We start from the raw sequence: 14,386 nt of genomic DNA, 5'->3' as shown, positions 1-14,386 counted from the left end.
TTATGAAGAGGAAAATTAATTATAAGATTCTTGATGGCAGGGGAAAAACTGAAGAGTTTAAAGAGTGCATTGTTTCAGCACTTGATGAAATTAAGGAGGGAGAGGGAATTTGTGTTATCAAGGAGTTTGAACCCTTTCCTCTTTACAAAATGATGGAAAATAAAGGGTTTGACAAGCAAATCGATAAAATTGGAGAAGAAGAATATCATGTTTGGTTTTTTCCTAAGGAATTGAAAGAGATTGAAATGAAGCAGCACCTTAGTTTGGATGATGAAAAACTTCAAAAAATTATGGAGATTAAACTCCAGGTTTTTAGAAATGAATTGACTCCTAAGCAAGCCAGGGAAATTGTGAACAATAGTTTCGAAAGCATTAGCCCGGAAGAGTTTGCATATGGCGAACAGCACATGCTTAACCATGGTGTCGATGATGATTTAATGACCGAAAAAATGGACGATATCATTGAGATTTTTAATGATGTTTTGGTGCGTAACGATCTAAATTTAGCTGAAGGTCATCCAATACTTACCTATCAGAAAGAAGCGGATGCACTTGAAGAGATTCTCCAGAAAATGGAGAATCAGCTGAAACAGAAATTTGTTAAAAACCCATGGTTGGAACTATACGAAAAATTAAGTCAGATTAATATCCATTTTAGTCGAAAGCAAAATCAACTTTTTTCTGCTTTAGAACAAAGGGGATTCGACAGGCCATCAAAAGTGATGTGGACCTTCGATAATAATGTACGGGATGCCATTAAATCGGCATTTACTTTATTGCAGGAAAATAAAGACATGGCATTTATAAAGGCCCAGGAAAATGTGATTCGACTGGTTCGGGATATCCTCTTAAAAGAGAAGGAAATATTATATCCTACATCCCTTGAGCTAATTTCTGAGGAAGATTTTGTGGCCATGAGAAAGAGCGATGACGAAATTGGTTATTGCCTGATTGAGCAACCGCCACAGTATACAATTGCTGAAGAAAAACACGAAATCGCGGAAGATCTCTCGTCGAATAATGATTTAATATCTGATTTATCAGCCGTTTTAAATAAGCATGGACTGCTCACAAAAGATGCTTCGAACGAGGTGCTGGATGTGAGCATGGGGAAATTAAAACTTGAGCAGATAAATTTAATTTTTAAGCATCTTCAAGTCGATTTGTCATATGTTGACGAAAACGATATTGTCAAGTTTTACAGTGATACAAAGCACCGGGTTTTTCCTCGTAGTGCAGGCGTAATTGGCAGGGAAGTGCAAAATTGCCATCCACGTGAAAGTGTTGAAACAGTAGAGGAAATCATAGCCGCATTTAGAAGTGGGGAGCAGGATCAGGCTGAATTCTGGCTCGAGATAGGTGGTAAGTTCATCTATATTATTTACAATGCAGTGCGCGATGATGAAGGAAAGTTTAGAGGTGTTTTGGAAATGATGCAGGATGTTACCCGGATCAGAAGTTTAAAAGGATCTCAAAAACTGTTAAACTGGGAACATAATGCCATTGGGAATAATGAAATGCCTAAGGAGCAGTTATCTTCCGATATAACAGCTAAAATGACAATTGGAACTTTACTACAAAAGTATCCATATCTAAAAGAGTTCCTGATTGACTTCAACCCTATGTTTAAAAAATTAAACAATCCAATTGTGTTTAAAACCATGAAAAACATTGCAAGCATAGATATGGTAGCAGCAAGAGCAGGAATTGGTGTTGATGACTTAATTGACAAGTTAAACAAGCAAGTTGCAGATCATAAATAACCTATAGAAATGATAATATTAATAGTACTTCTGTTTGTCCTCTCAATGATAAGTTTCGTACTTCAAATTGGTATGATTAAGAATTTCTTAATTCAGCTTGGTTTTTATGTAATTTTGGCCCTGGGTCTTTATTTTTCCTATCCTTACGCCATTGAGCAAAGTTACACCACTTTTAAAACAGCTACAGAGAATCAGGAAATTGTTTCCAACCTCCTGGTTATTCAAATTGTTGAATGCATTATCGGACTTCTCTTTTGCATCTTCCTGATCAGGGATTTTTACAAAGAAAGGACACTAACTATATTTCGTTTTTTCAAATTATTTCCGGGAATCATTCTTGTGCCGTCCATGTTTTACTTACAGAGTTTTGTGTTTTTAAATGTGCCGGGACTCGATTTTCAGATTTTAGCAATAATTATTGCTGTTCTTGTGCCTTCGCTCGTGCTCGGAACAGTAAAATTGATGAACTGCTTAATTCCTGAATATGATTTGCGTCTCGAGTTAAAATTTATCATACACATTTTACAGCTTATTCTTAGTGTAGTAATTTCAATCAAGCTGTTTGCACTTCCTGTAAATTCTTCATTGGGAGAGCTAAGCTACCTGCCATTTTTGGTTTTTGCATTACTGGTGCTTGTAATGGCAGGAATTGGGATGTATTGGCACAATCGACAAATGAAAAAAATACTAAAATCAATAACTAAATAACAAATAATGGATCAAATTACGAATCTTTTATACTGGATTTCAACTGGCCTGCTGATTCCGGTAATTGTACTTCTTTTAATATTCTTTCTAAGAGCCTTGCTATTGGTGGGATTATTTTACGGTATGTACATTCAAAAATTAAAGTTCAACAAGTCGTTTAAAGAGAACATTAATCAATTAAATGAAGAAAATGTTGACAAGCTTTTAGAAAGTTTGAATGGAAACAACAAATTGCTCTTGAGTACATATCTTGGTAAATTAATCAATTCAATGCCTAAGGATATTTATTACGATAAAATCTTAAACGACTTCGAAATGGCTTGCCAGAAAGATTTATCAAGCAGTCAGACCCTCACAAAATTAGGACCCATTTTAGGTTTAATGGGAACATTGATACCAATGGGGCCTGCATTGGTAGGGTTGGCCTCTGGAGATATTGAATCTATGGCCTTGAATATGCAGGTAGCCTTTGCTACTACAGTAATAGGGTTATTAACCGGAGCTGTAGGTTTTGTTGTAATGCAGGTAAAACGTCGTTGGTATGCATCTGATATTAGTGATATGGAATTTGTAGTTGAATTGTTAAAATTATCTAAGAAGAAACATGAAGAGATCGCGCAATTTTCTTGATCAGGAAGATTTTGATCCTATGGCTACAGTTTCAAATCTGTTTGATGTGGCAATGGTATTTGCACTTGCTCTAATGGTGGCTTTAGTGGCCAGGTACAAAATGACTGAAATGCTTTCCAAAGAGGATTTTACCATGGTTAAAAATCCTGGATCAGAACAAATGGAAATTATCAGTAAGAAAGGTGAAAAAATTGAAACCTATAAAGCTTCTGATGACCAGAAAAGCACTGGAAACAAAGGGAAAAGAGTAGGGACAGCCTACCAACTGGAAAATGGTGAAATTATTTATATTCCAGATTAATTCCCTGCTAATTTATTGATAATATAATAATACTATATTCCTATAGCCTGCAAGCTTAATCAGTATTTGTTGATGATGGATAGTTATGGGAGGGAAATTCTATAAAAATTGAATAAACTTTTCCTGAATTTCAAAATGTTAAAACAAATTGGATTTTCTATTGTTAAGTGTAATAAAGAGAAGTTAGAAAATAGAATAAGTTAAATTAGAATCAATCTACATTAGCTTTTCAGTCTGTTTCACGTAATTCTTACTATTTTTGGGATAAATTTTGAAAACACAATAAAGAATATACATTATGGCTATCAATAAAAATGTTGAGAAGATTTTGAACGAGCAGATTAATGCTGAATTTTGGTCGGCTTACTTCTACCTTTCAATGTCGAACTATTTTAATGCGAACGGAATGCCAGGTTTCGCAAACTGGATGAAAGTTCAGTTCGAAGAGGAAACTTTCCACGCAATGAAGATGATGGATTTTGTAAATGAAAGAGGTGGACGTGTGATTCTTCAGCCAATTGCAGAAGTTCCAGCAGAATGGGATGGCGTTTTAAACATTTACGAAGAAACATTGGCTCACGAAGAGAAAGTAACAGGCTTAATTAACGAATGTGTGAATGTTGCTATGGCCGAGAAAGATCATGCAACAGCAAACTTCTTAAAATGGTTTGTTGACGAGCAAGTAGAAGAAGAAGCTACAGTTGGTGAAATTATCGATCAATTGAAGATGTTCAACTGCCAGGGACAAGGCTTGTATATGTTGGATAAAGAATTCAAAACAAGAACTTTTGTTGCTCCTGCAGAATAAGGAACATACCAAAAAATATAGAAAAAGCCTCATGATTACATGGGGCTTTTTTCATGTATCAAATTTATTACTACTCTTGCTGATAATTTTCGTAACTTCTTAGGTATGTTTTTTTAAGTCATACTAAAAATTTTACAAAATGATTATCAATAAGAGGGTTCAAGAGGTGTTAAACAAGCAAATCAATATGGAGTTTTGGTCTGCCTACCTTTACCTGTCGATGTCGAACTATCTGACAGATTTAGGTTATCCTGGATTTGCACATTGGATGCAGATTCAGTCGAAAGAAGAGGCAGGACATGCCATGAGAATGCTTGACTATGTGAATGAAAGAGGAGGAAGAGTATTGCTGGAGCAGATCCCATCGGTACCTCATGACTGGAAAGGAGTTCTGGATGTTTTCGAAGAAACCTACAAGCACGAATTAAAGGTAACCGACCTGATTAATGAATGTGTGAACGTCGCGAATGCTGAAAAGGATCATGCCACAAAGATCTTTTTGAATTGGTTCGTAACAGAGCAGGTTGAAGAGGAAGCTTCGGTAAGCGAAATTCTGGATCAATTGAAAATGTTTGATGCCAAAGGAGAAGGCATGTACATTATGGACAATAATATGAGATCCAGAGCTTTGGAGTAGGGTGAGCATGATTGAAATGATTGCAAAGGATGTTTGTTGATATGGGCTAACATCCTTTTTTATTGCTTTGTTATCAATTGGATTCTTGTCCTAAAAGATCCTATATTTAGAGGAAAATTATAGATATGAGAAGCATTATCCTTTTATTGATTCTATTTTCATCAGTGATAACATCAGCGCAAAGCAATATGGAAGAAATACAAAATGAAATTGATAGAACAGTTTGGAGACAGTTTAAGGCTGCCTTTGAAAATTTAGATGCAGAATTGTTGAATCACACTTATGGCAATGAAGTTTTGCGTGTAACACCTGCCGGTATAGATACCAAAAGCTCTTTTAAAGCCAGAAATATTGAAAGATTTCAAATGCTAAAAGGAAAATCAGCCAAAGTAGAACTTGATTTTTGGTTTGAGAGCCGACATAGCAATTCTAATACATCATACGAAGTGGGATATTTCAGAATTTCGACACAAATGGAGGGCAAAACTTCAGTGAATTACGGACAGTTTCATATTGTATTGAAAAAGATATCAGGACACTGGAAGATTACCCAAGATTGGGATACAACTCATATAAATGGACTAGAAATTGGTTCAAAAGAGTTCGAAAGAAATGGAGAAAACAGGCTTTATTGAGAATGCCAGCTCTTTCGTTCAAATTATTTTCATAAAAAAGGCTCGAAACCAATAAAAATTTCTACTTTTGGTGTCGATGGATATGAACAGATACCTCATAGTAGTTTTTTGTGTGCTCACCGGATGTGCGGCAGCTGTGCCTATGGCCAATGCCCAGGATTTTTCTGTGGACAACGAATTATTTGCCGAATGGTATGCCGATCATGTTCAACATTTCGACGAAGCATTTTCTTCGCCAATTTTGGTTCATGTAGAACAGGAACAATTGGCTGGTTCATGTTTTTCCAATACAGAGGAATTATCTGTATTAAAAAACCTGCCTAAAATCCCTGCATTAAGCCAAATCTCAAATCTTCTGAATGAACCCGAACCAAGGGATTTTATAGGATTTCTTCCTTATTCAGAACCTATTTTCAATCAAACAGTAAAGTGCGATAACCCAATTCGTGCACCGGGTGCTGTTTGTTAATATTCCTGATTTTACAAAATCATATCAAAAAATTTTTTGGCGCTCTACGTGCCTGAAAATTAATCAATCAAATATATTTGTTGGTATTCTATCATTGTATAGATTCAACTTGCTATAGAAATCAAATTAAAACTATGGGTTTTCTAGATAAAACATTAGGGAAACTGTTCGGAAACAAATCGGACAGAGACTTGAAAGAATTGACTCCTTATTTGGCTAAAATTACTGCCGAATACGATAGAGTAAAACAACTAAGCCACGATGGTATTCGTGAGGAATCGGCAAAATTAAAGCAACGCATTAAAGATTACGTTCAGGCTGAAACCGACCAGGTAAGTGCTTTAAAAGATAAGATCGAAAATGGTGGACTTTCGGTGAACGAAAAGGAAGAAACCTACGATCAGATTGATAAGATCGAGGAGCAGATTGATGAGAAAATAGAAGAGGTTTTGGAAGAAATTCTTCCTACTGCCTTCGCTGTTGTTAAAGATACTGCCCGAAGATTAACAGAGAATGAAGAAATTGAGGTAATTGCAAATGAGTTTGACCGTAATTTGGCTCCACATTTCGACAATGTTCAGATTGATGGTGACAAGGCGGTGTATTTCAACTCATGGACTGCAGGAGGTAACGAAATTGTGTGGAACATGATTCATTACGATGTGCAGTTGATTGGTGGTACCGTGCTTCACCAGGGTAAAATTGCCGAGATGGCAACTGGTGAGGGTAAAACATTGGTAGCAACCTTGCCTGTATTCCTGAATGCATTAACAGGTCGTGGTGTTCACGTTGTAACGGTGAATGATTACCTTGCAAAACGTGACTCGGAATGGATGGGACCTTTATACCAATTCCATGGTTTATCGGTTGATTGTATCGATAAGCACTCGCCAAACTCAGACGATCGTAGAAAAGCATATGCATCGGATATTACATTTGGTACCAATAACGAATTTGGTTTCGATTACTTGCGTGATAATATGGCTACCAATCCTAAGGATTTGGTTCAACGTCGTCACAACTATTCAATTGTCGACGAGGTTGACTCGGTTTTGGTTGATGATGCTCGTACGCCATTGATCATTTCAGGTCCGATTCCACGTGGTGATAATCAGCAGTTTGATGCCTTAAAGCCACAAGTTCAGAAAATTGTAAAGGCACAAAACGACTTGGTAATGAAAATCTTTACCGAATCGAAGAAATTGTTGAACAGCGAAGACAAAAAGGAGCAGGAAGAAGGAGCGAAGTTGTTGCTGAGAACCTTTAAAGGTTTACCAAAAATGAAGCCATTAATCAAGTTCTTAAGTGAGCAAGGAAACAAGGCTACATTATTGAAGACTGAAAACTTCTATATGCAGGAGAATAACAAAAACATGCACATCATTACTGATGAGTTGTATTTTGTTATTGATGAGAAGCATAACTCTATTGAATTGACTGATAAAGGGATTGATTTGTTAAGTGCTGATACCGATGATACGGGATTCTTCGTATTGCCTGATATTGGTTCTGAAATCAACGATATTGAAAAATCATCTGCTTCTGATGAAGAAAAGCTGAGACAAAAAGATGAGTTGATTCAGTCATACTCTGTAAAAACAGAACGTGTACATACCGTTAACCAGTTGTTAAAAGCATATACCTTATTCGAGAAAGACGTTGAGTACGTTTTGATGGATGGCAAGGTTAAGATTGTTGACGAGCAAACTGGTCGTATTATGGAAGGCCGTCGTTACTCTGATGGTTTGCACCAGGCAATTGAAGCAAAAGAAAATGTGAAGATTGAGGCTGCGACACAAACTTTCGCAACCATTACGCTTCAGAACTATTTTAGAATGTATCACAAGCTTTCGGGTATGACCGGTACTGCGGAAACCGAAGCAGGTGAATTATGGGATATCTATAAATTGGAGGTGGTTGTAATTCCTACAAACCGTCCAATTGCACGTGATGACCGCGATGATTTGGTATACAAAACCAAACGTGAAAAATATGCAGCAGTAATCGAAGAGATTGTTGATTTGGTGAAAGCTGGCCGCCCGGTATTGGTGGGTACAACTTCGGTTGAAATTTCTGAGTTATTGGGTAGAATGCTTAAAATTAGAGGCATTAAACACAATGTGCTGAATGCGAAATTGCACCAAAAAGAGGCTGATATTGTTGCCGAAGCAGGTAAAGCAGGAACGGTTACCATTGCTACCAATATGGCAGGTCGTGGTACCGATATCAAATTAACCGATGAAGTAAAAGCTGCCGGTGGTTTGGCAATTATTGGTACAGAGCGTCACGATTCTCGTCGTGTTGACCGCCAGTTACGTGGTCGTGCCGGTCGTCAGGGAGATGTTGGTTCTTCTCAGTTCTTTGTATCTCTTGAAGATGATTTGATGCGTTTATTTAGTTCAGATCGTATTGTGAAGTTGATGGACCGCATGGGTCTTGAAGAAGGAGAGGTAATTCAGCACAGCATGATTACCAAATCGATTGAACGTGCCCAGAAGAAAGTGGAAGAGAACAACTTTGGTATTCGTAAGCGTTTGCTGGAGTACGATGATGTAATGAACTCTCAGCGTGAGGTAATTTACAAGCGTCGTCGTCATGCATTATTCGGAGAGCGTATCCAGGTTGATATTGCCAATATGATGTACGATGTATCTGAAGTAATTGCCAACGAAAATCATGGTGGCGATTTCGAAGAGTTCAAAATGGATTTGATTCGTACCTTCTCCATTGAATCTCCGGTTAGCGAGGAAGAATTCATGAAAGAATCGCCTGAAGCAATTGCCGAGAAGATTAATGAGGTTGTGATGGATACTTACAACCGAAAAACAGATGCCATTGCAAAACAAGCATATCCTGTAATCAAGAATGTGTACGAATCGAAAGGCGAGATGTACGAAAACATTGTAGTTCCATTCTCTGATGGTTCTAAGATGTTCAACGTGGTTACGCACCTGAAGAAAGCCTACGATACCGAAGCTGAAGATGTAATGAGATCATTCGAAAAAGTATCTATTTTGGCTACTATTGATGAGTCGTGGAAAGAGCACTTACGCGAGATGGATGATTTGAAGCAGTCGGTTCAGAATGCCTCATATGAGCAAAAAGATCCACTTTTGATTTACAAATTCGAGTCGTTCAACCTGTTTAAAGCAATGGTTGAAGAAGTGAATAAAAAAGTGGTTGCCAGCTTGATGAAAGGCCATATTCCTTTGCAGGATCCTGAAGAAGTACGCGAAGCAGAAGAGCGCAAACGCGATATGAGCAACCTGAAAACGTCGAAGGAAGAGTTAGGTTCGGATGGTAGAAAACAAGCTCCTAAAAAGGCTGAGCCGGTTAGAAACGTTCAGAAAGTTGGACGTAACGAACCTTGTCCTTGTGGTAGCGGTAAGAAATTTAAGCAATGTCACGGTAAAGGTGTTCCTGCTTAATATACATTGTTAGCAAGAATTCAAATACTTCACCCTTTTGTCTGTAGACATTTTCCCTAAAAGGGAAAAACCTTAATTATAGAGCTCTCTCCTTTTAGGGGAGATGTCCGATAGGACAGAGGGGTGCAATGGTAAAATAAGATTTTAATTTACGTTAAATTAAGTTGAGAATTAACAAATATTGCTAAATTTGACGTGATGTATAAAGTACAAAGTACAAAGTATCAAGTAAGTTAATTCTTCTTGATACTTTTTCTCTTGAATCTCGATACTAAAATTATTAAATATGTTACTATCAATCCTGTGGGATGTAAAACCTGAAATTTTTACGATTGGTTCCTTTTCCGTGCGTTGGTACGGCTTGCTTTTTGCCCTTGGCTTTTTATTAGGCTACTATATCGTTGAGAAAATGTTTAAGAAGGATGGAATCAAGATTGAATGGCTTGATAAATTGTTCTTGTACACAATGATCGCCACGGTGGTTGGAGCACGTTTGGGCCATGTATTCTTTTATGGTTGGGAATTCTATTCGCAAAATCCGGCTGAAATATTTAAAGTATGGCGCGGCGGATTGGCATCGCATGGTGCTGCCATTGGAATTATTGCTGCTTTATGGTTCTATTCCAAAAAAGTAAGCAAGAAATCTATCCTTTGGATTTTAGATTATGTCGTAATCCCAGTTGCTTTGGCAGGATGTTTCATTCGTTTGGGTAACCTAATGAATTCTGAGATTATTGGAGTAAAAACAACTGTTTCCTGGGGATTTGAGTTTGTAAGAGCTTCAATCGAAGATCGAAATGCACCTCGTCACCCGGCACAATTGTACGAAGCCATTTGTTACCTGATTTCTTTTGGCATTTTAATGTTTATGTACTGGAAAACAGATGCAAAACAGCGTTCGGGAATGATTTTCGGAGCATTTTTGGTATTGATTTTCACCGCTCGTTTCTTTATCGAATTTATTAAAGAAAACCAGGAAGCATTCGAAGAGGGAATGGCTCTAAACATGGGACAATGGTTAAGTATTCCATTTGTTTTGATTGGGTCTTATTTCGTACTTAGGAATTTGAATAAGAAAATAGCATAAATCGCACTTTCGTGATAAAACAAAAAATCCGAGCCAGACTGGTTCGGATTTTTTGTGTTAATAATTAATACCAGACACTGATTTTATATGATATTTATGATATTCGCAGATTTTGGGTCTGACAATTATATTGTTTCTGGAATATGGCATGGCCGGCATATTATATGAAGGACTTCAGAGATGCTTATGGTCATGTATAAATTGAAATTCCAAATATTTATAATTCATCATTTATAATTAACCATTAATTAGTTCCATCTCAATTCCCATTTTCTTCATTAAAATTGGCGCATTAAAGGTTTTGCAAACGCCATTCTGAACTTTGTAATCGAAATACAATTGTTCACCATCAATTTTAATATCGAAGAACCTGTTTTCAACATGTCCCGGCAATTCATCTTCGAGAACTGATAATTCCAAATCGTGGGTAGCCACCAATCCAACCGCATTGTATTTTACCAATTGCTTGATTAAGGCACCAGAACCTGTGTGCTTGTCCTTCGAATTTGTTCCCCTCAGAATTTCATCGAGTAAGAGCAGTGCATTTTCCTTTTTGGTAACTTTATCCAGCACTTGCTGAATTCTTTTCAGTTCGGCATAGAATGATGATTCATTCTCCTCAATTGAATCCTTAATTCGCATGGAAGTATTCACCTCTACATTTGAAACCAGCATTTGCTTTGCACAAACCGGAGCTCCACTTAAAGCAAGCACCACATTTACGCCAATGGTTCGCAGGAAAGTACTTTTTCCGGCCATATTCGATCCAGTTACAATATGAACTACTCCCGGACCTCTCATTTCATAATCGTTGCAAACGCGTTTGCTTTCGTCTATCATCGGATGACCAGCCTCTGTTATTTCCAGTTTAAAATGCTCTTCCACAACAGTTGGGAATGTCCAATCGGGATGATTAAAGCTCAGATTGGCCAAACTGCTCAATGCTTCTATTTCCCCGATACTTTCAAACCAGTTTTCAATTTCCTGTCCATACTTCGATTTCCATTTATCGATACGGAAAAGCAGGTGCAGTTCGTAAAAGAATAGAGAGTTAACAAATAATTGAACCACCAGATTATAACGTTGGTCCAAAAGTTCAATCAATTTGGATAGCTTTCTAATTTTCTGATAAGATTTGAAATCATTACTTGCAAGTTTTTGCTTGATTTCTTTCAGCTTATCGGATTGCCAGTCCTGCGATTCAAACTCTTCAATAATTTTGGCATATATCTTAAGCATATCTGCACGCTTGGAAGCACTATGGTAAACCATTGCTCCCTTTTTGTTATTGAAATACTGAATTAGGATATTAATAAACAGTAGAACTAAAAGTGGAATATAAGAAACAAAGATTGCATAAAATGATGCAGCTACTGCCAAAATAGTTAGAATGCGAATTGTGGATAATAGCAATTTATTTCCATGAAAAGGAGATGGTTTTTTCCCCCATTCACTTACAAAATCCGGATCATCAGTTTTTAGCTTTCTTTGCAAACCATACTGTATGATATTTTGGCGCCAATCGATTTTATCTCTCAACTCACCAATTGCCTTTTGTCTTTTTTCAATGGTAGGATTATCAGCAGGAGCGGATAAATAAGAGGCCAAACGGTCGTTTCCACTTTTGCTTACACATCGATTAATCAGCTGGTAAATGGAGTGCTCACCAAACATATCCAAATCGGAGCTGTAAGGATGATTGTGCACTTCGTATTCGTCGCCATTGTTATACAGAGAACTATGCCTTGTTTCCAGGCATTTCAATTCATTTTCATTGATTTCAATGAGCTTTAAAAGTCTCTTGATATTTCTTTCGTTCCTGCTGTATTTGCGTACAAAAAAGGCTAGCGATCCAATTAAAATGGCAGCAACCAATATTGCAGCAGGCATTGAATGGGGAAGAATGATATAAAACAAAACAAAAGCTCCAATGGCGCTAAATAATCTAAATGCTGAATATTTACGATTTGCTTTTTTTAGCAGCTCAACTTCTGTTTTGAAATTTTGTATGCGTTGCGAATAAAAATTAAGATCCATAGGTTTACGATTACTTCGATCTGAGGTGAATTGTTTTTGAAAAGCTAAAATTACTAAAAGTCCGCATACATTGAGCGATTATTATGAATTTAAAGTAATAGATATCAAGCAAAGAAAACCTTCGAGACGAAAGGTCTCAAAGGTTTCAGTTGTGTGAAAAAAGGTACTAACATGCTTTCTGTGCGAAGTGCGAAGCATTGCGATTAATTGTTCTTTCGCAGAAAGATGTCACCACTTATCGTTTTCAGGAAAATTTCTTCACCGCCACCGTTTAATGATGTGGTGAATTTACCATTGTAGTAATGCTTTAATTTTCCTTCGTGTTTCGTATTAAATTCAAAGTCACTATACATTTCACCTGTAATGGTGTTCAAAACCAAATCTGCTTGTTGCTTTGTTGGTAAACTTAGGTCTATAAATCCACTAATGGTTTCAATCTCCATTTCGTTCTGTAAGCCAACAATGGTAATATCACCACTAATGGTATTGATTGATAAACGGGCATTGCGAGGAAGTTTTACTTCGAAGAAAAGATCCATATCAATGGAATTGGTGGTAATGGTTTCCATTTTGCCATCCTTGTCCTCATCTCTTTGAATGATTGTTGTTTTGTGTAAATCTTTCATGTTTTCAATCTCCGACTCAATTTCAATGCCTTTCGAATAGGAATTGACATGAAATCGAAAAGCATCATTGTCTTCGTTATTGTTGATATTAACAGAAGCTTTCACATACACTTCGTTTTTATCCCATGTTGATATTTTGATGTCATCGGCAAATTTAAATTCCAATGAAACTTTCTTTTCTCCTGACATTTTTACAGATTTTTCAACAATCTTTTGTCCGTGAGCAAACATGCTTCCCATCATCAGGAAAACCAGGATATAAATTGATTTTTTCATATTTCAGATACTTTTAAACTGTTAACAAAAGGGCACAAAAAAGGCTGCCAGGGAAATTTTTATTTTCTTAAGCATGATTCTGAACTTTACAAAAGTCAGAATGAAAGAAGCATCCGAAGCAGCCTGTTGGCTCTATTTTTTTCTTAGGTAGATGTTGTTATTAATGGTTTTCACCTTAAAGTTTACGCCTCCACCATTTATTTGCGCTTTAATATTATTTCCGCCACCAACATAGGAAAGGCCTTTCTTTTCTTTCTCATTAAGCTTGATGTCAAAATCAGTGTAGAATTCACCATTAATGCTACTCAAGGCAATATTTGCTGGAGTATTAGAAGGCATTTTAATGTCGACCGTACCATTAATTGCCGAAATTGAGATTGGACTTTCCTGGTTAATTTTGCTAAAATTAATGTCCACATCACCATTGATTAAGTCAAGGATCACTGGTCCTGTTACCTCATTCAACTTAACGCTAGGCATCAAGGTGTTGATTTCAATTTCAGAACTAAAATTGCTGATTTCAATGGTTTTTGAAGAAGCAAAAGGACTCTTGCAGTTGATTTTAAGATTTACCCCTTTAGGGATTTTAAAGAAGTAATGTTTGTGCTGTGTCACTTTCCCTAATCCTGTTAAAGTAAGAACGGCTCCTTCTTTTGATGAGTTAATGCCGATATTGGTATTGTCATCTAATCCGCCACTGTAAATTGCCTTTAAACCCTTGGCTCTTTCCGGAACTTTTTTCTCATAATTTGTTTCTACAATCAGTTTTGAACCATTGTACTCTTCAATTTGAATCTCACCAAGAAGATTTTCAATACAAATTTGATCGCCTTGTCTGACTTCCAGCTCGTAATTTTGAGCTTTCAAATTTAGAACTCCTGAAATCAGGATGCAGATAAGTAAGAGTTTATTCAGTGTATTCATATTATACGATGTTTTAAAATTTGATATTAATTGTGCTGCCGGCATATTGTGTTTCAA

Annotated in this window: 13 protein-coding genes; 10 read left to right on the top strand and 3 right to left on the bottom strand. The window is 36.8% G+C overall.

The window, feature by feature from the left end:
• Positions 1 to 2: 2 nt before the first annotated feature.
• The 10 genes from ELS83_RS00810 (at position 3) to lgt (ending at position 10,466) form a co-directional block, all read left to right on the top strand.
• Complete coding sequence (locus tag ELS83_RS00810; RefSeq protein ID WP_171593595.1) at positions 3 to 1,763, top strand: PAS domain-containing protein; 1,761 nt, start codon at positions 3 to 5, stop codon at positions 1,761 to 1,763.
• A 9-nt stretch (positions 1,764 to 1,772) separates the two neighbouring features.
• Positions 1,773 to 2,471, top strand: a complete 699-nt coding sequence (locus tag ELS83_RS00805) for a hypothetical protein (protein ID WP_171593594.1) — start codon at positions 1,773 to 1,775, stop codon at positions 2,469 to 2,471.
• Between the two features lie 6 nt (positions 2,472 to 2,477).
• Entirely contained in the window at positions 2,478 to 3,101 is a 624-nt protein-coding gene (locus ELS83_RS00800; protein ID WP_171593593.1) for a MotA/TolQ/ExbB proton channel family protein, read from the top strand.
• Positions 3,076 to 3,402 (top strand): DUF2149 domain-containing protein, encoded by a 327-nt coding sequence (locus ELS83_RS00795; RefSeq protein WP_171593592.1) that lies wholly within the window; start codon positions 3,076 to 3,078, stop codon positions 3,400 to 3,402. The genes ELS83_RS00800 and ELS83_RS00795 overlap by 26 nt, the downstream gene beginning before the upstream one ends.
• A gap of 298 nt (positions 3,403 to 3,700) precedes the next feature.
• On the top strand, positions 3,701 to 4,210 hold the full coding sequence (locus tag ELS83_RS00790) for a ferritin (RefSeq protein WP_171593591.1): 510 nt from the start codon (positions 3,701 to 3,703) through the stop codon (positions 4,208 to 4,210).
• Positions 4,211 to 4,349: 139 nt separating this feature from the next.
• A complete protein-coding gene (locus ELS83_RS00785) occupies positions 4,350 to 4,847 on the top strand; it encodes a ferritin (RefSeq protein ID WP_216616283.1) in 498 nt (165 codons plus the stop codon).
• 125 nt (positions 4,848 to 4,972) lie between these two features.
• The gene (locus tag ELS83_RS00780) at positions 4,973 to 5,482 is read left to right on the top strand and encodes a nuclear transport factor 2 family protein (RefSeq protein ID WP_171593590.1); all 510 of its coding nucleotides are present in this window, start codon (positions 4,973 to 4,975) and stop codon (positions 5,480 to 5,482) included.
• A 76-nt stretch (positions 5,483 to 5,558) separates the two neighbouring features.
• Entirely contained in the window at positions 5,559 to 5,951 is a 393-nt protein-coding gene (locus ELS83_RS00775; protein ID WP_171593589.1) for a hypothetical protein, read from the top strand.
• Positions 5,952 to 6,085: 134 nt separating this feature from the next.
• A complete protein-coding gene (gene secA, locus ELS83_RS00770) occupies positions 6,086 to 9,379 on the top strand; it encodes a preprotein translocase subunit SecA (protein ID WP_171593588.1) in 3,294 nt (1,097 codons plus the stop codon).
• 286 nt (positions 9,380 to 9,665) lie between these two features.
• Positions 9,666 to 10,466, top strand: coding sequence for a prolipoprotein diacylglyceryl transferase (lgt, locus tag ELS83_RS00765; protein ID WP_171593587.1), 801 nt, complete (start codon positions 9,666 to 9,668; stop codon positions 10,464 to 10,466).
• Between the two features lie 237 nt (positions 10,467 to 10,703).
• Here the strand turns inward: lgt and ELS83_RS00760 are convergent, their stop codons facing one another.
• From ELS83_RS00760 to ELS83_RS00750, 3 genes are all read right to left on the bottom strand, one after another.
• Positions 10,704 to 12,503 (bottom strand): MutS-related protein, encoded by a 1,800-nt coding sequence (locus ELS83_RS00760; protein WP_171593586.1) that lies wholly within the window; start codon positions 12,501 to 12,503, stop codon positions 10,704 to 10,706.
• A 203-nt stretch (positions 12,504 to 12,706) separates the two neighbouring features.
• Positions 12,707 to 13,405 (bottom strand): DUF4097 family beta strand repeat-containing protein, encoded by a 699-nt coding sequence (locus ELS83_RS00755; RefSeq protein WP_171593585.1) that lies wholly within the window; start codon positions 13,403 to 13,405, stop codon positions 12,707 to 12,709.
• A gap of 132 nt (positions 13,406 to 13,537) precedes the next feature.
• Entirely contained in the window at positions 13,538 to 14,329 is a 792-nt protein-coding gene (locus ELS83_RS00750) for a DUF4097 family beta strand repeat-containing protein (protein ID WP_171593584.1), read from the bottom strand.
• Positions 14,330 to 14,386 lie beyond the last annotated feature (57 nt).

This window comes from Marinifilum caeruleilacunae (assembly GCF_013141825.1).
Taxonomy (GTDB): domain Bacteria; phylum Bacteroidota; class Bacteroidia; order Bacteroidales; family Marinifilaceae; genus Marinifilum; species Marinifilum caeruleilacunae.
Note: the sequence above shows the minus strand (reverse complement) of the source record. Positions and strands in the feature narration are given on the sequence as shown.